Raw genomic sequence first — 21,699 nt, 5'->3', positions numbered from 1 at the left:
ATTAGGAAGCAACTTATTCAAAGGTTATATATATTTAATTAATATCTATATAAGTTGTTTTTTTATAAACGCTACCTTTTTTCCAATGTTTATGCATGAAGAAAAAATGGAACTTTATGAAAGGATGCTGAAGGAGAAGGATGCGATGATGGTGAGACTGGAGAGGTTGATAGAGAAGACGTAATATATTTTTAAACACGTGAATATTGACCATAGACGTATTCATATGGTTTCGACCTGTGTAGATATTGACAATGAAAAAATCCCCAATGATTGGACTACCTACACTTGATGACTATTAGTAGAGATATGAAGGAAAAAAGCAACCGAACAAGTGTAGAAGTAAATCAACAAAATTTTAACCCAATGGATGATCAGAGTGGCAGTATTAAAAGCTGTTTTTTTCAGTAATACACCATCTGCTAAATACTACAGTTATTCTATTAAGGAAAGTTATTGTGAGCTTCACTATTAATATCATCGTAAAAGAAGTTATAGGAAATCGGAGCTAACGATCAGATCGTAAATGGTTTGGTATAAATGGCATTGAACAATAATAGAAACAAGGTAAGTAATCTGTTCAAGTCCTCATTATTTGGAAAAGTTACAGGTTTTACACAATTAAATGTAAAAATATTTTGACCAGCCCAAAGAGAAAATGAAAATCACTCATGTAAGAACTGTTCTAAAAACAATAGAGTTTGCAATTGTAATACATACAACAATCAGTTAAATATATTTTGAAAGGCAGTTGATTGAACAAGGTATTAATATCATTGTCCATATGAATAGAAGAGAAAGGATTTATGGTAAGACGTTTATAAACGAAGAGAGTTGTAGTGTTGAGGGAAAATTTGCTCTTAGATAAAAACAATCTGCCAGTAAATGTATCTAATTGTCGATAGAACTGCAGCCATACCAAAAAAATTAAGGTTTGTGTGAGCTGAAAACATAGTAAATACTTTTTTGAGCTTATTTCAAAAGAATATTCTCCTTGCTTTCATATGAAGTTTTTCAGTTTTAGAAAATATAGGTAGTCAGGATTACGAGGAATAATAGTTTGTTAATCAGAAGGCTGTAAGTAGGTTTTATTGTTTTCCTAACTCCAATGCACACTTTAATTTCTTTTTTAAGCTAAATTTATACACAAAAACAGTGTTTTATTACATCGAAATACAGTATATTGCAACATTTCTATCTTTTATATTAAAAAAATAGGAACTATTTATAATGACTTAACTATGAATAGAATCAAAGAGATATTGGAACAAAAAGGAATTAAACAAACATGGCTTGCAGAGCAACTTGGCAAAAGCTATAACATTGTTAATGGCTATGTACAGAATAGACAGCAACCTCGTTTAGAAGTACTATACGATATTGCAAAGATATTAGATGTTTCAGTAAAAGAATTGTTGATTGAAATTAAAGGCGAAAATAACTAATTGATGAGCACAAAGTTTTTCACGAATACAGAAGAAAATACAGTTTTTCATAAATTTAAAGGCATACTTGAAAATATGAAAGATGTATTTGCCTTTCATGCGGTAGTAGGTTATTTTCGTTCTTCAGGATATTTTGCATTACAGTCTTATTTAAATAATATCAAGGATATAAAAATATTGGTCGGTATAAATGTAGATCAGATGTTTGCAGATGCTCAGAAAAAAGGTCTATTATACTTCGGAGATGAACAAAAGACGAAAGAAGAATTTTTAAACTGGTTTATACAAGATTTGAAGGAAGCTAAATATTCCAAGGAAGTAGAAGAAGGTATTTTACAGTTTATCCAAGATATTATTGATGGTAGAATAGAAGTACGAGCACACAACTCAAAGTCGATTCATGCCAAATTTTACCTTTTTTTACCTGAACTTCATTCCCAACATTCAGACGGTTGGGTGATTATGGGATCTTCTAATCTTACGGAAGCAGGTTTGGGTATTAAAAAGTCTCCGAATTACGAATTGAATATCGCACTAAAGGATTTTGATGATGTTGAATTTACCAAAATAGAGTTTCAAAAACTTTGGCAACAATCAACAACTATTTTGCCTGCTGATATTGTAGAGTATAAGAAGAAAACACATATCGGGCAAGTCTTTACTCCATTTAAAATTTATCTTAAATTATTAATCGAATATTTTGGGAACAATATTGATTATGACCCTGACACAGTTGGGGATTTGCCCAAGAGTTATAAAAAACTAAGTTATCAGGTAGATGCCGTTAATCAGGGATTTCAGATGTTAATGGATCATAATGGTTTCTTTTTAGCTGATGTTGTGGGTCTCGGAAAGACTCTTATCGCTTCAATGATTGCTAAGCGATTTCTGGTTGCTAACGGATCGTTAAATACCAAAATATTGGTAGTCTACCCACCTGCGTTGGAAAAAAACTGGAAATCCACATTTAGAATGTTTGGAATTGACAGACATACCAAATTCGTTACTAATGGGCGTTTGGAGAAAATAGTCAATGGAGAGGATATGAATTATTGGGCTAAAGAGGACTATGATTTGATATTGGTTGACGAGGCACACAAATATAGAAATCACACTTCGCAAGCTTTTGGACTATTGCAACGTATTTGCAAAGCTCCAAGAAATGGCGAAGGATTAGTGACAGGAAAAAATAAAAAGGTTATATTAATTTCAGCTACCCCGCTTAACAATAGACCACAGGATCTCTATTATCAATTATTATTGTTCCAGGATGCAAGAAGAAGTACGCTTCCCGTTACTAATCTCCAATCGTTCTTTGGTCCTATAATTCGGGAATATAAAGATGTGATGCGAGAGGACGAGCCCAATGTGCAAAAAATTCGTGATCTCTACAATACAATTCGAGAAAAAGTCATTTCTCAAATTACGGTTAGAAGAACAAGACGAGATTTAGCAAATTACCCAAAATATCTTGACGATTTAAAGGAACAAGGTATTGTTTTTCCTGAAATAGCACCTTTGCGTACTGTAGCTTATAGTCTAAACGCTAAGCTGAGTAAGCTTTTTTATCACACCATATTCTATTTAACTGATGATGATAAGATTAATTACTATCGCTATCAGGCTATTCGTTTTTTGAGAGAAGATTTACAAGACGCTTATTATGATCAAGCTGTATTGATTTCTAAATCCTTGGCTGGAATCATGAAAACATTAATGGTTAAGCGATTGGAAAGTAGTTTCCACGCATTCCAAATCACGCTCAACAATCTTTTAGTATCTACTCAAAGAATGATTAAAATGTTTGAGAGTGATAAGGTCTTGATTGCTCCCGACCTTAATATTAATGAATTGATAGAGAAAGGCTTTTCTATGGAAGACATAGAAAACCTTATTATAGAGTTAAGTACAGAGAAACCAAAGAATAACATTTTCAAAGCAGAAGATTTTGAGCCTGAATTATTAGCAGGCTTAAGAAAAGACCAAGTTTTATTACAAGAGCTTAGTAATGAGTGGGCTAAAGTAGAAGAAGATCCCAAGATTGAAGAACTATTTCAAGCACTTGAAAATGAGTTATTAAACAAAGATAGAAATCCGACAGGACAACTTATTTTATTTACGGAAAGTAATGACACGGCAGATTATTTGGCAGAAAAATTAGAAAAGCGCATCGGAAAAGGCGTATTAAAGGTATCTTCAGCTAACAGAAATAAGATATTTGAAACCATTCAGGAGAATTTTGATGCAAATTATATAGGCAAAAGAAAGGACAATTATCAAATTCTGATAACAACCGATGTTTTAGCAGAAGGTGTAAATTTACATCGAGCGAATGTTTTGGTTAATTATGACACCCCGTGGAATGCCACAAGATTGATGCAAAGAATCGGAAGAATTAATCGAATTGGAAGTGTTGCCGGTGTAGTATATAACTATATATTTTATCCGTCTCAGCAGGGAGATGAGGAGATTAAGTTGTATAAAAATGCATTATTAAAGTTACAAGGATTCCATTCAGCATTTGGCGAGGACGCACAGGTGTTTACACATGAAGAATTGGTCGAACAATTTGAACTTTTCAAAGAAGGGATGCCAGACGAAGAGGATAAAAGATTACTTTATTTAAGATTTATCAGGGAGTTTAAAGACGCTAATCCACGAGAATTTAAACGTATAAAAAACTTTCCGCTAAAAGCACGTACTGCCCGAAAAAATGAAAACACCATAGCAGAAGAAACAAAAGATACTACCCTTATTTTCCTGAAATCACCCTATAAAATGGAGTTTTATGCTGTTACTAAAGATAATGAGGTAACACCTTTGACCTTTTTGGAAGCTGCCGAAAGGTTCGAAGCAAAAGTTAATGAACAAGGATACGGTGTTCCTGCAAGTCACTATGATAATGTACAGGCAGCACTAGAAGAGTTTGATAAGGATTTCTTAGGAGCCACAACAGATACAGTTACCACAACGGATAAAGCCGATGCTATTTCAGCACAAGCAAAGAAATTTTTGCGTGATTTTAAATCAATTACAAGAAAGACGGAGACTAAAAAAGCTTGTGAAGTATTAGCAGACTTAATTGATAAAGGGACATTTACACCTTTACCTAATGAAATAAGAAAATTGAAACGAAGATTAGACAAGAAGGAAACATCATACGGGCAAGCAGACAATTTAATTATTGCTCTTGCAAAAAAATATGATGTGCTTAATGATGGTGAAGACAATCAGTCTTCAGCTAATGATATAGATTTGAATATCACTCCTCAAATAGTAATCACTGAAACATTTATTGACTAATGGACAGAGCAACCTTACATAAGATATTTGAAAAAGCATATAATCACCAAGATTGGATAGAAGTGCTACAATCTGTTTTTGGTGCAAGACAATTGTATGCACAACCCAAACCTATTTTGTTGCCGAATAATGAGCGTGCAACAGAAGCTTTTGAATTGGGAAGTTTTACTACTTCTGACGATCGGATTATCGGTCTATATCGTATCAACGTTAAATCTGACGTATGGTTAGAACGAAACAAAGTCAGTCTTCGTGAATTACTTAGAAACGTTTACAAATATGATGTGGACGGTGCAATTGTTGTTTTTGTTCAGGATGAAAAGTGGAGGTTGTCATTCATTTCGGAGATAAAAGTACTCAATGATGAGGGAGAAATAATCAAACAAGCAACAGAACCAAAGAGATATACCTATTTGTTAGGTAAAGACGAAAAAGTAAGAACGCCATCTGACCGCTTAAGTAAGCTGACAGGCAAAGCTGTATCCTTACAAGACATACTGAACGCCTTTAGCGTAGAGGCTCTGAACGAAGAGTTTTATAAAATTGTTCAGTCGTTTTTCTATGAATTGGTAGGGGGGCAAATTGGAAAAGGAAAAAAAGTTACAGAATACGGGAATGGCATTTTAGAATTACCTGATACTGACCGTAATGTTCGACAAGAATTTGTTGTTCGTTTGATCGGCAGAACGGTTTTTTGTTGGTTTTTGAAAATGAAAAAATCGGATGATGATATTGCATTGTTACCCGAAACGTTACTTTCATCAGATGCCGTAAAACACTACAACAATTATTACCACAATATTTTAGAACGTTTGTTTTTCCAAACGCTTAATACGCCAATGGACGAACGCTTAAGCGACTTACCTGAAGGAACTGAAACAATTCCTTTCCTGAACGGTGGTTTGTTTGAACCAAACATAGAGGATTATTATAAATCAGATAGCCAAGGAAATAATCAAAACAATTTTGGTATAGATGACGATTGGTTTTTGAGATTCTTTGGAGAATTGGAGAAGTACAATTTTACCATTGACGAAAATTCGGTTACCGAAATCGAGGTAAGTGTTGATCCCGAAATGTTAGGGCGTATTTTTGAAAACCTCTTGGCAGAAATTGACCCCGACAGCGGAGAAACGGCACGAAAAGCAACAGGTAGTTTTTACACACCACGGGAGATTGTGGATTATATGGCTACTGAAAGCTTAGTACAATATCTGAATAACGAAACTAGCATTGTACGAGATAAACTCCGTCCGATTTTTAAAATGTTGGAAGCCACCGACCCTGAATTTACAGAAACGGAAAAAGACAACATTTTAGACGCACTTGACAAAATCAAAATATTAGATCCTGCTTGTGGTTCAGGAGCTTTTCCTATGGGAGTACTACAAAAAATAGTACAGGCATTACAGAAATTGGATCCTGAAGCGGAATGGTGGAAAAAAAGACAAATAGATCGTATTAGTAATCCGATTGTAAAAAAGCAACTGAAAGAAAAATTAGAAGTTTCAGGTGTTGAATACGCACGTAAAATTGGAGTAATACAAAACTCATTATATGGTGTGGATATACAGCCTGTAGCTGCAGAAATATCAAAGTTACGTTGTTTTTTGTCTTTAATTGTAGATGAAAATATTGATGAAATAAAACCGAACCGAGGTATAGAGCCACTACCAAACTTGGAGTTTAAATTTGTGACGGCTGATACACTGATCAAACTGCCTGAAGAAAAACAGCGTAGTATGTTTGACAATTTTGAAGAATTACAAAAATTAGAAGATTTTAGAAATGAATATATACAAACCTCTGGCAAAGCTAAAGCACGGGTAAAGGAACAGTTTTTAAAAGTACAGCAAAAGATAGCTAAAGACCAAAATAGCCTTTTTGCAGACATTAATAGTAAAGCATACAAGTTAGGTAATTGGAATCCTTTTAGCAATGATAAGAGCGATTGGTTTGATCCTAAATGGATGTTTGGCGTGGAAAAATTTGATATTGTTATTGGGAATCCTCCTTATGTGCTTTTACAAAACACAAGACTATCTTTAGAAGAACAAAACATATTGAGAAAGAATTATAAAACAGCTCAATATAAAACTGATTTATTTCATCTGTTTTTTGAACAAGGACTTAGATGCTTGAATGATGTCAATGCTATATTGTGCTATATAACTCCGAATACATATTTGAAAAATAAGCATAACAATCTTCTAAGAGAATATATTCTCAAAAATGCACATGTAGTGGAGGTTATTAGATTTTATGTCCCAATTTTCAAAAATGCTTCAGTAGATAATGCTATAATTATTGCAAATACAAAAAAAGAAATCAAATCAGAAACGATTATTGTTAAAGATATTTCCGACAACAACTATTCATCTCTATTTAAAAGTCCTTCTGTGTCACTTTTACAAAAATCAATAATGAATGGAGAGTACTCATTTGATTTTGATTTGATAGGAAGCCCCCTTGCAAATAGTTTTAATAACTTCCCTACATTAAAGGATTTTGGTAGGGCGTATTTTGGAATACAAACGTTCGACAGAAATACATTTGTTTCAAAAGATAAAAAAAATAATAATTACAAGCCAGTCGTAGATGGAGGAAATGTTGGGAGATATTTTCTTAAATCATCTAAGGAATATGTATTCTTTAGTAAGGAAGCTATAAAAAGCGGAGGGAATGAATCAGTATATCAAAAAGAAAGAGTTCTCGTAAGACAAATTGGTAAATATCCTGAAGGTTGTTATTGCCCTCCGAATATTTATACTTTAAATACGATCTATAATATATTTGTTTATGATGATAAGATAAACCTTAAGTATCTTCTTAGTTTGATAAATTCAAATACGGTCAGATACTATTGGATTAAAAACTTTTCGGACAACAAAGAGACATTCCCAAAAATTAAAAAAAATCCTTTGGAATCTATTCCTATACCATTTATCAAAAAGAGTGAACAAGAGTTGTTTTCTAACCTTGTCGATTATATCATTTTAATAAAAAGTAATTCTACTGATAAAACTATAAACGAACAAGTTCCCAACAGCCATATTGCACAATTATTTGAAGAGGTAGTAGACGCAATGGTAATGGAGTTGTTTTTTAAAGAAGATTTTGAAAAAGCAAACATTGAGTTTTTAAAATATGTCGAAAGAGATTTTGAGATTATGGAAGGAAAAGAAGAATCTGGACAGATAGAAATCATACACAATGCTTATCAAAAACTACGTAAGAAAGATAATGAAATACGCAACAATTTGAAACTAATGGATATAAAACTGGAAGACATTGTAATGCCTATAAAAGCTGGTAAGTAATATGCATAAAATAAAAGAAATTACACTAAGCAATTTTAAGTTTTTTCATGGTGAAAAAACTATCGATATCGCTCGAAAAAATGTTTTAATTTACGGAGAAAATGGCAGCGGAAAGAGTTCCATCTATTGGGCATTGTACACATTTTTTCAAAGTGTTTTCAAAACTGTACCAGATGTTCAAAATTATTTCAATCCTAGGCATGACTATAATTTGGTAAACAGATTTGCAAACGGAAATCCGTCCTTTATTGAGTTGGTTTTTGAAGATGAAAATGAAGATTTAAGAACTAAAAGAATATCAAATACAACTGTAAATACAATTGGTGATCAGTTTATAGAATCATGCTCTTTATGTAGTGATTTAATCGATTATAAGTCAATTTTCAATATTTATAATTTCACAAATAGAGAGAGAGTCAAATTATTCGAATATTTCAATAAACATTTATTAGATTTTATAAATTTAAGAGTCGACCTAATCGCTTTGGATGGACGGAATCATACTGCAAACTCAAAAAAATGGTGGGAATATTTAAAGAAAGGTATTAACCCATATCCTAATATAGGTGGACCAGGTTATGATGAATTTCAAGAGTTGGTAAATACTTTTAACAATGAATTTCAATTTTATCTAAACACTATTACAGAAACTGCAAATGATTATTTAAACAAGCATTTTAAGGATAAACTAAAAATTCATTTTGAATATGAAAAGTGTGTTTACAATGAGTTAATTAATAATTCTAGGACGAGAAAGACAAAAGCTCCGGAAGTATTTTTAAATGTTACACTATTAAATGACAATTTAGGGGAGCTCGAAAGAAATATATTTAGATCCCATACATTTCTAAATGAAGCGAGATTGTCTTCTATAGCTTTAGCAATACGAATGGCAATTCTCAAAGAAAAATTTATTGTTGATGTTCCCAAAGTATTAATCTTAGACGATTTATTATTAAGTCTTGACATGGGAAACCGGGAATCTGTGCTTAACATTATATTGGAGGAATATACTACTGATTATCAACTGTTTTTTTTAACTCATGACAGAGTATTTTTTAATACTGCCTTAAGCTTTATAAAAACCTATAGTGCCAATTTAGCTAGGCAAAATGGAGAAATTGATAGAAATACACTCGACAACTCTTACAAGAGTTCTTGGAAGATTTTAGAAATGTATGAATCTTTTTTACCTTCTGGAATTCCAACTCCAGTAATAATGCAACATAAGTCACATCTACAAAAAGCTCACTTTTATTTTACAGATCTTGAAAGTATTGATTATAACGCATGTGGAAATAATTTAAGAGCAGCTCTTGAAGAGTTCTTTAGAAGTTTTATTCCAATTGAATACTTTAAAGATGGAAATGGACAACCAATAATAGCTAATTCTCAAACTTTAAATCCATTAATTGTAAAATGCATCGATTATTTTAATCATGTAGGTTGGGATATTTCAATATTAGATAAATTGAATAGATATAGAGAAAGAGCATTGAATGCTACATCCCACCATAATCCACTATCAAACTATTTTAAAAAAGAACTTCAAGATACTTTTGAAATTTTGAACAGTCTCCATCAATATAAAGCTCACGCTATAATAAAGAAAGATGAAAAAGTTCAATTTAGTGTCTCAAGTAACTCTGGTCAAGAATATGTTTATACTGTAATTTTATTAGATGATATTAGATTATATAAGGAACCTTTAGCAGGAAGTAATTCGTTCTATGCTGATAATGATAAGAGATCATATGCTATTGTTGGAATGTCACATAATGATAAATCTGATATTTTTATGCCACAGCCAATCAGCAGAAATAAGACTTTAAATGAGCTATATGAAGAAACAATAGCCGTTTTAGAAACTCGGATTGGAGAACAATGTGTGAGAGAAGCAGACGTGTCTATCGTTTTCAAAAATATTTCTGGTAGAAGTTTAGAAGAACTTAAAATATATTAAATTAATCGAAAATTGACATTTTAATATCTAATTAATAAAATGTCAATTTTCGATAGCTGTCTCTTAAAAATTTGCCATGACATTTTGTAAATCCTAAAAGATAAAAACTGATAAGTGATTTAAAATATTTAACAGGAAAACTTATAGGAGATAATATAGCATGATTAGAAATAATGGAAAAGATACTAGAAAGTTTTAAAACAATTGTTCATCTAGGTACACATATTCAATTCTTTAATACAGTAGTATATGCTTATAGAGATAATGAGGAATATATCAATAAAATAAAGTTACCAGGTTTTTATGAAGCAGTACCATTTTCTAAGGCCGTTTCTGGATTTTTACAAAATTATTCAATAATTATAGTTTGTTCTTTTTTGGATGAACTTGATAGGGAAATGACTCCAATAAACTATCCTGAATATGCGGATAGAATTTTGAAAGTAAAAAATGTACTAAAACCTATTAGAAAAAGAATAAACAAATGGACAGACCTTAAAAATTTCAGAAATTATATTTTAGCACATAATCTAAGAGAAAAAAGCGTGTCAATATTTTCAGAGAATTATGTAAGAAGAACATATAATATTCCTTTTTCTAATACTGAACATTACTTATTAGGAGAGTTGATTATATTAGCAATACAAATTATTACAGATGAATTTCAGATATCATAGCATATATTGATCTTGATGAAAATCTTCTTTCAAGAATTGAATTTTCATTTAATGAAATTGATGCGCAAGAAGAATTTGATAGCATTAAAACAGAATGTTTAAATTTACTAGGTCAATATTAATACAACTTCAATTAAAGGTTAGTGGTATCAGATTCTAACTTTTAATTGAAGTTGTACAATTCATTATTCACTTGTTACTACTGTATTAATAATCCTCCTACACATCCACCTCCTCAATCTCCACACCGGCAAATACACAAACACTACAGACAGCACTCCTGCCAATATCCCAACAACAACAGCCATCGCCGTAGCATCCAGCTTATAATCCTTCGAAAAATTATACTGTCCTAAAAAAAGCATCGCTAAGACCAAAGAACAGGTAATCACGCCATGCAGAATACTCAGTTTAGTCATTAACTTTTTTATGTTCAACTGTTCATCTACGGTAAACTCAATGGCGCCTTGTCCGGCGGCATCGGTTACTCTTTTGATGATGTCTATGGTGAGGACAACGGGGAGAAATAAGGCCATGGGTAGGGTGAGGCGGGCCAGATTCTGTTCGCCGGAGAAAAAGTGGGTGTAGCCTAATTCTTTGAAGCTGGCATAGGCGATGATGAAATTGAAAAATACATTCGGAAGGACATAATAAATTGTACGCTTGATGAGAAAGCGTTTAAGGGTAGTTTTTTTGAGCTTTTTAGGCGGCTTCGGCTTAAATTTCAATTTCATGAGGTGGTCATTAGCGCTATGGCTTTCTCTTTTATTTTAGCGGCTTCCGCTTTGGGAAGGAAGTCTTCGTTGGACAAAAATATAAAATCCATCTGATGATTGTACGTACTCGTGACCAAAGTGTTTGAGTTCAGCCATGGGAAGGCTACCGTAGGACTGAAAATGGTTTCAATGCTGAAGTTCTTGTACTCGTTCGGGATGTTGATCCTGCCCATATTGGATAAGGTTACATCATGGCCGCCATTGCTTGATTTCAGCATGGAGATCATACGATCAACAATCGGGTGCATCTGTTCACCCATCCACAGCAGTTCGCGGGCTTCCATTTTTCCTATTTTCTGAACAAGGTCTTCTTTAATGTGTTTAGCGTTGCCCAACAGATCAGAACTTCCTTTTTTAATCACAAGATCAACCGTTGGAGCAAAGGCAAATAAATGATCCTCTTTGATCTCCGGAATAAAATGACGCACATCCACCGGACTGATGACTTTCCCTTTGGCTTCTTTTCCTTTTACTTCCTGGAATGCCTGCATAAATGCAGAACACAATAAAGCATGTACGGAAACGCCATTGGCTTTACATCTTTCAGTGATCTGAGCCGTGGTGGTCGGATCCAGTTTTTGGTGAAGAACATAATCTTTCCCAAGGTTTCTCTTCTTACTTTTTTGCTGAAGCATAAAGAAGAACCTGGCAAAGGTCAGATAAAGTTTAGCTTTGAATTTATTACTTTTTACATTAAAGTTAGAAGGTAAAAATTCATCTACGGAAGTGAAAGGTTCATAAGGTTCTAATTCCAAAGCAGGGTTGTCCAAAAGCTGAAGCAGTTCCTTCATTAAAGTCACTCCCGTGGTTCCATCTGAAATGCAATGAGGGATGGCCCAAAATACTTCAGAAACATCTTGTCCTCTTACCCATACTACACGGGCTAGCGGTGCTTTTTCTTCCTCAAATAAAATTTTCCATTCTTTTTGAGACTCTGTCAACCAGTCCTGGTCTGTTTTTCTTTGTACGATGCGGAGTGGGATAGGAGCAATCTCTTTTTCTTCTGTAAAAAAGGGATATTTCTCAGTTTTAGAGTCTATAACCACTCTTAACAACGCATGTTTCTGCTGGATTTTTTCCAGAGCAGTTTTAAAATTCTGCTCCGGAAGTTCTCCTTTTATTTTGGCTGCAAATATACAGTTTACGGGCGTTTCGGAATCTACATACATGATCCTTTCCACCATCATTAGTTTTCTTTTGATCATGATACGGCTATATATTCCAGTTGAGTTTTAATAATCTTCATAACTTCATCACGGATGGCGAGAGCATCGGTATACGGCAAATACCCTTCACTTCCTACAAATGAAAAATCCATTTTTCCACGGTACGTTGAAACTACCATTGTTGTTGTATTTCCTAACGGACCAATGACCGACGGACTGAAGATAGTATCTACACTAAATTCTTTATACTCATGAGGAATCTGAATGCGTCCCAGATTGGAAAACATACAGTCATTAGAGGATTTTCCGTTCTTTAAAAGTTTGGTGAAATTATTCAGCGCATCATGTCCGGATTCCATCACCATCATGGTAATATAAGGGTCAAGCTTAGAGGTTTTACGTTCTACAGAAGCCTGCATCGCATGTAAATTTTCTATAAAGCTCAGCTTTTCATTGGCGGAAACTACGATCATCAGTCCAAAAGCAAAAATATGATCGCTTTTAACCTGGGTAGCAAAACGTCTGATGTCTACAGGACAGGAAACCTTATTAAAAGCTCCGGTTCCTTTTACTTTTTTGAAAGCCTGAAGCAAAGCAGCACTTAAGAACGTGTTTACGGTAGCGCCATTGGATTTGCAATAGGAAATCAGTTGCTGGCTTACAGTTTCATCTACTTTCCAATTGATTAAATAATCATTTTGACGGTCAATAGATTTTTTACCGGTAGGAATCACCTTAATGGCTGTAGCCGCTAATCTTCCGATGAATTTGGCTTTTAATTTTTTCTTCCGGCTGTTTAAAATATTTGCAGGAACTACGTCCTCAATACCTAGAATAGGGTTTTCTATTCCAATATCTGCATTGGGATTATCCAGTACTTTTAAAAACTCGTAAAGAAAAGCCATTGCAGAACCACCATCACATAAACAATGGTGGAACGCAAATAGCATGTCAGAAACGTCTTCCCCCTTAATCCAGACAAACCGGATAAGAGGTAATTTTTTAGGATCGAATAAAGTATTCCATTCCCTTTTGGATTCTTCCTGCCACTGATCTTCTCCTTGTCTGGCAATAATACGCACCGGAATGGAGATCGGGTTTTCAGGAACATCAAACCAAGGGATATTTTTATCATCGTGAGCAATAAGGGCTCTTAACCACGGATGTTTTTGTTGGATCTGGGCCAAAGCCTGCTGGATATCCTTTAATGCAAAGGTACCTCTGAGCCTGAAAGGGATCACCGCATTGAACGGTTCTGTTCCGTCTCCCAGTAACATTCGCTCACCAAATAATAATCTTCTTTTAATAGGTTGGTTCATAGGCTATACAGACGCTAATGTGGAATGTTCCTGTACAAAGTTTTCCAGTAATTCTACCGCTTTATCATTACCTCCGGCAAGATTGAACGTATTTTGAACTTCTTGAGCGGCAGCTCTGTATTTAGGGTTTTCCAATAATTCAAAAACGGTTTCACGAAGAGCTTCTACACGCAGTCTCTTGTATCGGATGCTGATTCCGCAACCTGCCTGCTCAATTAATTTCGCAATATGGAAATGATCATAAGCAATAGGCGTGATCAACATTGGTAATCCGTTACGGAAAGTGTCATTTACGGTATTGAAACCTCCGTGGCAAATGACTATATCCATTCTCTGCATCACTGCAGATTGAGGAACAAAGCTGTTCACGATAAAGTTCTCCGGCCATTCTTCAAAGATTTCCGGTGGAGTAGCGGCAATCACGGTTACCGGCTGATCTTTAAATGCAGCAATAATCTTTTCAAAGAAAGCTTTTCTGATGTCTACCAGTAAAGTTCCCAGCGATACGAAGATCTTTGGAGTGGTAGAAGCATTTAATTTATCCCAGTCAAATGGAGCATCGTTCGGACGACCTTTTACAGGGCCTACAAATTTCATATGCGATGGTACAGTATCAAAACCGGCAAAGGCTTGTGATGTAAAGACCATATTCAGTTTATGCGAATGGATGTAAATACCTTCCTCATGAATGCCTACTTCTTTTTGCAGGTCTTTGATGAGGTTTTGCTGCCATTCCCAGATTTTAGGGGCACTTTTTTCAGTGTCTCCCATCACGTCCGGTGGAACAGGGGTAGTCGTTACGCAAGGAATATTATGTTTGTGAGCGAAAAGTGCACCTCCAAAAGTAATACAGTCATTCACGATCACATCAGGCATCCAGGTTTCTGTTAATCGCGTTAATCCAGGAATCATCATTTTAGCGAAAGGAACATATGTTTCTTCCAATGCTAATTTCATCACTTCAGGACCTGAACAAGCCGGACCGTCATCCTGTCTTTTTAAAATGCGGGCGATTTCATCCTGATACGGAATAAGATCTTCTTCTGGATAGAAGTAAGATCCTCCTTCCGGAATATGTTTGCTGTCTAAAGGCGTAATTCCAAACCATTTTACTTCATGGCCACGGGCAATCAGACTGGCACCCACGCTTAATGTAGGGCTCACATGTCCGAAAAACGGCGGAACAACGAATAAAAATTTAGATGGTTTTTCCGGTTTTGAAGCCTTTGTGATGGCTTCTTCCAATAAATTAGCTGCTGTAGCTGCACCTCCTGCTTCCATAAAAGATTGTCCTACTTTTTGAGCCGCCTCACGGTAGCTCGGGTTATTTAATATTTGTTGTACAGCCTCTCTCAGGTGATGGGCTTTAAATCTGTTGAAATTCAGTCTCTCACCTGCTTCCGTACGCACCACACGTCCTGCAACATGCGATTGGTCATAAGCAATAGGAATCACGACTAAAGGAATTCCGTTGGATAAAGTTTCAGAAACGGTATTGTGACCGCCATGGCAAACCACGCCATCAAGATGAGGTAACAGATCCAATTGAGGAACCTGCTGATAGACCATAAAGTTATCCGGCCATTGCTCGAAAAGCTGTGGATCAGAAACTACAACAACGGTTAAATCTTCATCTTTAAAAGCATCCACAACCTTTTGGAAGAATGCTTTTTTATGATCGTGATCGAAAGTGGTTCCGATGCTTACTAAAATCTTTTTGTTGGTGGCACTTTTCAATCTGTCCCAATCAAACTCACAAGAGATACGACGCTCGGTAAGAACGGGTCCTGTGAATTTGTATTGAGGTTCCAGATCTTCCATTTCCCCAAAGAAATAATTCGAGGTTAAAACAAGGGTTAAAAGATCTGACGTTGCTAAAGAGCGTTCTTCATTAAAGCCTAATTCTTTCTGCAGATCAATGATCTGATTCACTTCCCATTCGTGAACTTTAGGCAGTTCATTCATGATTTTAATGGCAGCCGGAGCGGTAACGGAAGTAGCACAAGGAATTCCTAATGCTTTGGCAGCTACCGGAGCTGCAAATAACTGGTGGTCACCAATGATTAAATCAGGTTGATATGTTTTTAATAAAGCAACAATTCCATTATAGCAATGTCTGTTCAGTGGAATAAGAACTTCTTCGTAAAGGAACTTCACGCTGTCGATTCCGTAGACTACTTTTTTGGAAATAATATCGAGATACTGTTCGCTTTCTTTCTTTTCTGCGTCGGTCTGATCGTATTGGATCAGTAATAATTTTCCGCCTTCGGGAAGTTTAGCCTCTAAAGTCGGGTCAAGGCTGATCCAGGCTACTTCGTGCCCTCTTTCCAACAGAGTAGCACCGATGCTTAGGGTAGGGTTGACATGTCCTGTCAAGGGTGGAACTATAAATGCAAATTTAGCCATGGTTCTTCGTTAAAATATTAGATAAAAACTGAGCGATCGTCTCTGCGATAAGCTGAGGTTCCTGAATCGGAATATTGTGATCGCCGGAGATTAATTCAAGTTCGGATGAACCGATTTGAGTCTGCAGCCATTCTCCTGTAGGTCTGCAGTTGGAATCAGCACCGTAAAGCAATAAAGTGGAAGCGGTCAATCCATTGAAATCGGCTTCCCCAAGGAAATGTTTTTCCTTAATCATATCTGCTTTGATGCTGGTTTGATTAAACAGAAACTCATACATACGATGGTTCTTTTCCATTTGTCTTTTGCCCATCTGCACTTTGGTAGTATCTGTAAAATTGGCTACATAATGCTCAAGGAATTCCTTGCTGTACTCATCAATGATATTACGGGCTTTTTCGTCCTGAGGATCCGGAGCTTCCATCACCACCAGTTGATTAATACGTTCAGGGTATTTCAATGCTGTTTTTAAAGCAATAAGACCTCCGAAGCTATAGCCTACAAGATGTACTTTTTCCAGTTGAAGGTGATCTATTAAACCAATCAGATCGGATGACATGTTTTCAAGGTCGTACCCATCCAAAAAGCGTTCACTCATACCGTGACTTTTCAGATCGTACATCACCACATGGAAATGTTTTGCCAGAATAGGGGCAATATTAAAATAATAAATGGACAGGTTACTGAACATACCGTGGATTAAGACCACGGTTTGTTCGGCTCCTTTATTGAGTTCCTGTATATGAACTTGTCTGTTATTGACAGTGATTATTGGCATTCGTAGATATAATTGATGATCATACTAAGGTCAAGATTAATAAGCTGGTCAAGATCCATAGAAGATAACCAACCTGTAAAGTCGATCTGATCGCCAAAATGCGCCTTGATCTTTTCAGAGAAAGAGACAATCTCGATGCTGTCCATTTCAAGATCTTTGGTGAATGAACTTTCCGGAGTAATGTCCATCTCCTCTACAAATTCAGCACCTATCACTTCAGTAATAAAACCTTTTAATAAAGTAAAAAGTTCTTCGTGGTTCATTTTTAATGTTGCGTTTACAGTGTCCATCCGATAATATAATTTTTATGTTTAATAGTTTTGATTTCAATGTTGTTGATCCACAAGTGATCGTCTTTTATTTGTTCTACTTCGAAGGCTTTTGGATTTCCTTTCAATCCGGTTCCTAAGAATTTTCCGTAGGCTTCTTTGGCTACCCAGAAACGGGTGGTCCATTCTGCCTGATCTTTTCCTTTTAATAAGGCTAATTCATTGTCTGTAAATACCAGATCATAGAATCCTTCGCTGCGTTCTTCCATAAGCTCCATATCGATTCCTACAGATTTACCATATCTCGCAATTCCCACAGCTTCTTTTCCTTTGTGAGCGAGTGAAATATGAATGTCTTCTGTAAAATCACTGATGAGGTAAGGTTTCCCCACTTCATCGGAACGGATCTCAAAGGTGATCGGGAAGCAGGCATGATTTTTTTCCTGACGAAGAAGGTTTCTCACGGCATCTTTCACGGCAACACGGCTTACCATCCAGTTTTTCTTTTTGTTGGGTAATAATTGCTGGTGATGCTGTTTTTCTGTCTGGTTGAAATATCTTTTCAGGATAAAATCCCATGAAGCAACTCTGGTATAGGCCTGGTGGAAGAAAAATACTTCAGGAGCAATCTCTTTAGAAAGACGGTTATGCAATGGCGACATGGAAACATTCCATAGTGCGGCATCAATTTCCAGTCTTCTGTTCTGCCAGCCTGTGATGGCACACCATACTTTTCCGTCTCTTTTAAGAACGATATTAGCAATGGCAAACTCATCATTAAGCTCAGTCTGCATACAGGTACATTCAAAAATACCTTCCTGATCGTGCATGTCTCCGAAGAATTCAATATCTCTGATCTTCACCGGGAAAGCGATACGGTCTTTCACTAAAGTAAGCTGCAGCCAAAGCCCAAATAACTGTCCGGCATTATCCAATAGAGATCCTTTTCCGCCGTTTCCTTTGATCTTTCCTATGATTCCTTTGGTTCCAACCGCTGAAACTTCAGTAATTCCCTGGTATTTGTCACCATGAAACATATGCATGTCGTAGATTTCTTCAGGGGTTCTTTCAATCGGTAAAAGATCACCAATGGAAAGGTTGAAGGTTGGAGTAGGAACAGGACCTGATTTTAAGGTAACTTCTGCATTGGCGAAGTTCTCAATATCCAGATACGCATGATTTTCCCCACGCCATTGTCCTTTCACGGTTTTCTCAAAAGGCTGCGCTACGTTCATCCATTGGAATACACTTACGTTCATGATTTTATGAACCTGCGTTCCCGGGATTTCTGCTTCTGCAATTTCTGCAAGCTGTTCAAAGATCATGGTCATCGGAATTACCGGTTCCATATCGGCTACATGAGCCCATCCTTTAGGCTGTCTCAATAAGCTGTGATCGATCAGGTACGGATGGCTTTCCAGTGTTACGTACAGATCTTTTGTGAAGGTTGTACTTCTTGGTGCTTGTGTAGCAGCATATTGTGCTACAGGAGCCACCTGAGCAGGACGTGGAAGGGTAATCTCCGGACGGTTTTGGAATAAAGTCAATACTTCTTCCTGCATACGGATCATATCATTAACATTGTCCTGGAATGCCTGTACCAGCGGATGACCACTTTTAGCAGTCCTGGCTGAAGCTGAGGCAGTGTATTGTTTTGGTGTTTCAAAGGCTTGAGCTAAGGCTTTTACTTCTTTAAAGTTTCGGATAATAGGTGAGCCTAATTCCAGTTTAATGCCTTTTCCTGATGATTTTTTTGATGGCTGTTGAAGCTCTAAAAAGTCAAGAGCAATGGTTTTCCCTTCTACAAATAACGAAGCGACAACACGTTGTAGCTGTGCCAATGCAGAACGGGCAGGAACGCTGGAAGGAATCGTACTAAATGCTTTTCCTTTCAAGGTATCATCAATAAATCCGAGCAGACCACCGGTACCCACCTGAATGAATACTCTGGCGCCTTCTTCGTATAGTTTATCTGTCAGTTCACGGAAACGAACAGGTTCTACCAAATGCTCCGCACTCAGTTTTCTGATCGCTGCCTGATCTGCAGGATAAGGTGCTAAAGTAGTTGCAGACCATAAAGGAATCTTCGTTTTCTGGAACTGTGCTTTTTCCATTCCGGCAAGGATTACATCCAGTTTATCAGCGATAAATGGAGAGTGGAATCCAGACTGGAACGGCAGTACCTGATGGAAGATCTGTTTTGATTTTAATAACGGAACCAATTCATCCAATGCGGCATTGCTACCACAAAGAATCACCTGATTAGGGCAGTTGTCATTAGAAATATACAGGTCTGAAATTTCAGAAATAAAAGGCTGTACAACATCAATTCCGGCTCCGATGGCAATGAATTTAGAATCTTTTAGTTCAAAAGTTTCAGGATTCAGAACATCGATTAAGGCTTTTACAGAATTGGCCTCTGCTAACTCTGATGAATAGCCTGCCAGCCATTCTCCTAAACTGTGTCCTGCATTCATGTCTGGGATAATACCCAGTTTTTTCAATGAATTGTCAAGGATACTACAGTTGTTGAAGATGTTTAAAGCATCGGTTAAAAGCCCTTCACCTTCAGTTTCTATAGGCGCTGTTAATCCGAAATAATGGCTAACGCTGTCTACTTCACCTTTTGCCAGACCATCTAAACCAGGGAATACAAAGGCTACTTTGCCGCCATCTTTTAATAATGGGTTAGAAGTGTACCAAATATCCTGTTTATTTTTCCAGATCAGGTTTTTAGAAACAATTTTAAGGGCTTTTTCTATTCTTGCAGGAGTCGGATCAAATATCGCTACTCTGAAATCTCCTTCTCCTAAAGTCGTATCATTATTTTGTAATGCAGAAATTAATTCTGCATGCGTAGGTCTTGCCAATAGCAATACTTTGTCTTTTTTCGGCATATCATAGCCTTCAAGAACAACGTGAGCATTGATTCCTCCAAATCCGAAAGCGTTTACCGCGGCTACTTTTGGTAATCCGGTTTTTGACCAGTTTTTAGCTTCCTGTACCGGTTCAAATCTTGTGTTCTGCATGTCAGCAGTCGGATTTTCACAGTACAATGTTGGTGGTAAAGTATCGTGGTGTAAAGCCAGGCATGTTTTAATCAATCCCGCAATTCCGGCAGCCGGCATGGCATGTCCGATATTGGATTTCACAGAACCGATTCCTGCTACCGGAGCCGCTTCTTCTTTTCCAAAGAACTGTGCTAAGGTCTGAAGTTCTGTTTTATCTCCAAGCGGAGTTCCGGTACCATGGGCTTCAAGGTAACCTACTTTATTTTTATCCAGATCAGCATTGATCCAGGCTTGTTCTAAAGCTTTCAACTGACCTTTTACGGATGGGCTCATCACGCTGGTTCCGTTACCGTCACTGCTTACGCCCACACCTTTAATCACCGCATAGATTTTATCCTGATCGCGAACAGCGTCTTCCAGTCGTTTTAACACAACGAAACCACAACCTTCTCCAATCAGCAGTCCATCAGCATCCCTACTGAACGGCTTGATCTGTTCCTGGCGGGACATAGCTCCCAATTGAGCAAAAATACTCCAGAAAGCAGCATTCTGTCCGGTGTGAACTCCTCCGGCGATCATCATATCAGAACGTCCTCTTTGAAGTTCCTGTACAGCATGATCTACAGCGATTAAAGCACTGGCACAAGCGGCATCCACTGTAAAAGCAACACCTCCAAGATCAAAACGGTTGGCTACCAATGAAGCTACCAGATTGGGAATTAATCCCATGGCAGTATCGGCAGCGAAACGTCCTTTACGTTCCTGGAAAGCATGTTTTACTTTTTCAATATCAGCAGAAGATACCTGAGGCAGCAATTCCTGTAATAAAGAGGAAATCTGTTCTCCGGTTCTTACAATTTCAATGGCACGGGTAGCTCCCGGCCCGGTATAATTTCCTTTCCCGATGACAATTCCGGTCTTTTCAAGGGAAGTATTCTTTTGAAATACTCCGGCATCTTCTAAAGCTTTCTGAACTAAATCAAGGGTCAGTAAATGATCGGGTTCTGTTCCTTCCACGGCAAGGGGTAAAATCCCAAAAGTGGTAGGATTAAACTCATAATCAGGAATAAACCCGCCTCGTTTGCAATAGAAACGATCGACAGGGTTGGTGGCATCGCTAAAATGCACCGGATCTATCCTATCAGCCGGAGCGGATTGGGTAGAATCTACTTTATTGACAATATTCTGCCAAAAAGTTTGGGCATCCTGCGCCCCGGGAAAGACGCAGGATAGTCCAACTACAGCAACATCTGTTTTTTTCATGCTTAG

General features: G+C 36.6%; 12 protein-coding genes and 1 pseudogene. 6 read left to right on the top strand and 7 right to left on the bottom strand.

Features of this window, described 5'->3' with window-relative positions; all coding sequences use genetic code 11:
* Window positions 1-91 precede the first annotated feature (91 nt).
* The 6 genes and pseudogenes from AC106K_RS24910 to AC106K_RS24885 form a co-directional block, all read left to right on the top strand.
* Window positions 92-184: pseudogene (locus tag AC106K_RS24910) on the top strand (XRE family transcriptional regulator); the annotation flags it as partial.
* 1,057 nt (window positions 185-1,241) lie between these two features.
* Window positions 1,242-1,445, top strand: a complete 204-nt coding sequence (locus AC106K_RS24905) for a helix-turn-helix domain-containing protein (RefSeq protein WP_232739424.1) — start codon at window positions 1,242-1,244, stop codon at window positions 1,443-1,445.
* 3 nt (window positions 1,446-1,448) lie between these two features.
* On the top strand, window positions 1,449-4,748 hold the full coding sequence (locus AC106K_RS24900) for a helicase-related protein (RefSeq protein WP_482448258.1): 3,300 nt from the start codon (window positions 1,449-1,451) through the stop codon (window positions 4,746-4,748).
* Window positions 4,748-8,068: an Eco57I restriction-modification methylase domain-containing protein gene (locus tag AC106K_RS24895; protein ID WP_482448257.1), complete on the top strand. Its 3,321-nt coding sequence runs from the start codon at window positions 4,748-4,750 to the stop codon at window positions 8,066-8,068. The genes AC106K_RS24900 and AC106K_RS24895 overlap by 1 nt, the downstream gene beginning before the upstream one ends.
* A gap of 1 nt (window position 8,069) precedes the next feature.
* Complete coding sequence (locus AC106K_RS24890; protein ID WP_482448255.1) at window positions 8,070-10,031, top strand: AAA family ATPase; 1,962 nt, start codon at window positions 8,070-8,072, stop codon at window positions 10,029-10,031.
* Window positions 10,032-10,204: 173 nt separating this feature from the next.
* Window positions 10,205-10,708: a hypothetical protein gene (locus AC106K_RS24885; RefSeq protein WP_482448253.1), complete on the top strand. Its 504-nt coding sequence runs from the start codon at window positions 10,205-10,207 to the stop codon at window positions 10,706-10,708.
* A 185-nt stretch (window positions 10,709-10,893) separates the two neighbouring features.
* On the opposite strand, the gene AC106K_RS24880 is transcribed toward AC106K_RS24885, so the two are convergent.
* From AC106K_RS24880 to AC106K_RS24850, 7 genes are read right to left on the bottom strand one after another with little or no spacing between them, the layout of a single operon-like run.
* A complete protein-coding gene (locus AC106K_RS24880; protein ID WP_482448251.1) occupies window positions 10,894-11,442 on the bottom strand; it encodes a hypothetical protein in 549 nt (182 codons plus the stop codon).
* Window positions 11,439-12,689, bottom strand: coding sequence for a condensation domain-containing protein (locus tag AC106K_RS24875; protein ID WP_482448250.1), 1,251 nt, complete (start codon window positions 12,687-12,689; stop codon window positions 11,439-11,441). The genes AC106K_RS24880 and AC106K_RS24875 overlap by 4 nt, the downstream gene beginning before the upstream one ends.
* Window positions 12,686-13,969, bottom strand: coding sequence for a condensation domain-containing protein (locus AC106K_RS24870; RefSeq protein WP_482448249.1), 1,284 nt, complete (start codon window positions 13,967-13,969; stop codon window positions 12,686-12,688). Before AC106K_RS24870 ends, AC106K_RS24875 begins: the two co-directional genes overlap by 4 nt.
* A 3-nt stretch (window positions 13,970-13,972) precedes the next feature.
* Entirely contained in the window at window positions 13,973-16,375 is a 2,403-nt protein-coding gene (locus AC106K_RS24865) for a glycosyltransferase (RefSeq protein ID WP_482448248.1), read from the bottom strand.
* Window positions 16,368-17,150: an alpha/beta fold hydrolase gene (locus AC106K_RS24860; protein ID WP_482448247.1), complete on the bottom strand. Its 783-nt coding sequence runs from the start codon at window positions 17,148-17,150 to the stop codon at window positions 16,368-16,370. The genes AC106K_RS24865 and AC106K_RS24860 overlap by 8 nt, the downstream gene beginning before the upstream one ends.
* On the bottom strand, window positions 17,141-17,440 hold the full coding sequence (locus tag AC106K_RS24855; RefSeq protein WP_002977699.1) for an acyl carrier protein: 300 nt from the start codon (window positions 17,438-17,440) through the stop codon (window positions 17,141-17,143). The genes AC106K_RS24860 and AC106K_RS24855 overlap by 10 nt, the downstream gene beginning before the upstream one ends.
* Window positions 17,428-21,693 carry a type I polyketide synthase gene (locus tag AC106K_RS24850; protein ID WP_482448246.1) on the bottom strand — a complete coding sequence of 1,422 codons (4,266 nt, stop codon included), beginning with the start codon at window positions 21,691-21,693 and terminating at the stop codon, window positions 17,428-17,430. The genes AC106K_RS24855 and AC106K_RS24850 overlap by 13 nt, the downstream gene beginning before the upstream one ends.
* Window positions 21,694-21,699: the final 6 nt, after the last annotated feature.

The sequence above is a fragment of the Chryseobacterium sp. FR048 genome (assembly GCF_056844665.1).
The sequence above is the reverse complement of the archived record's forward strand: the minus strand, read 5'-3'. Positions and strand labels throughout refer to the sequence as shown.

Excerpts from the sequence above, each read along its gene's own strand:
- AC106K_RS24890 (WP_482448255.1), top strand. The coding sequence starts at position 8,070 with ATGCATAAAATAAAAGAAATTACACTAAGCAATTTTAAGTTTTTTCAT.
- AC106K_RS24885 (WP_482448253.1), top strand. The coding sequence starts at position 10,205 with ATGGAAAAGATACTAGAAAGTTTTAAAACAATTGTTCATCTAGGTACA.
- AC106K_RS24875 (WP_482448250.1), bottom strand. The coding sequence starts at position 12,689 with ATGATCAAAAGAAAACTAATGATGGTGGAAAGGATCATGTATGTAGAT.
- AC106K_RS24870 (WP_482448249.1), bottom strand. The coding sequence starts at position 13,969 with ATGAACCAACCTATTAAAAGAAGATTATTATTTGGTGAGCGAATGTTA.
- AC106K_RS24905 (WP_232739424.1), top strand. The coding sequence starts at position 1,242 with ATGAATAGAATCAAAGAGATATTGGAACAAAAAGGAATTAAACAAACA.
- AC106K_RS24900 (WP_482448258.1), top strand. The coding sequence starts at position 1,449 with ATGAGCACAAAGTTTTTCACGAATACAGAAGAAAATACAGTTTTTCAT.
- AC106K_RS24895 (WP_482448257.1), top strand. The coding sequence starts at position 4,748 with ATGGACAGAGCAACCTTACATAAGATATTTGAAAAAGCATATAATCAC.
- AC106K_RS24865 (WP_482448248.1), bottom strand. The coding sequence starts at position 16,375 with ATGGCTAAATTTGCATTTATAGTTCCACCCTTGACAGGACATGTCAAC.
- AC106K_RS24850 (WP_482448246.1), bottom strand. The coding sequence starts at position 21,693 with ATGAAAAAAACAGATGTTGCTGTAGTTGGACTATCCTGCGTCTTTCCC.
- AC106K_RS24880 (WP_482448251.1), bottom strand. The coding sequence starts at position 11,442 with ATGAAATTGAAATTTAAGCCGAAGCCGCCTAAAAAGCTCAAAAAAACT.
- AC106K_RS24855 (WP_002977699.1), bottom strand. The coding sequence starts at position 17,440 with ATGGACACTGTAAACGCAACATTAAAAATGAACCACGAAGAACTTTTT.
- AC106K_RS24860 (WP_482448247.1), bottom strand. The coding sequence starts at position 17,150 with ATGCCAATAATCACTGTCAATAACAGACAAGTTCATATACAGGAACTC.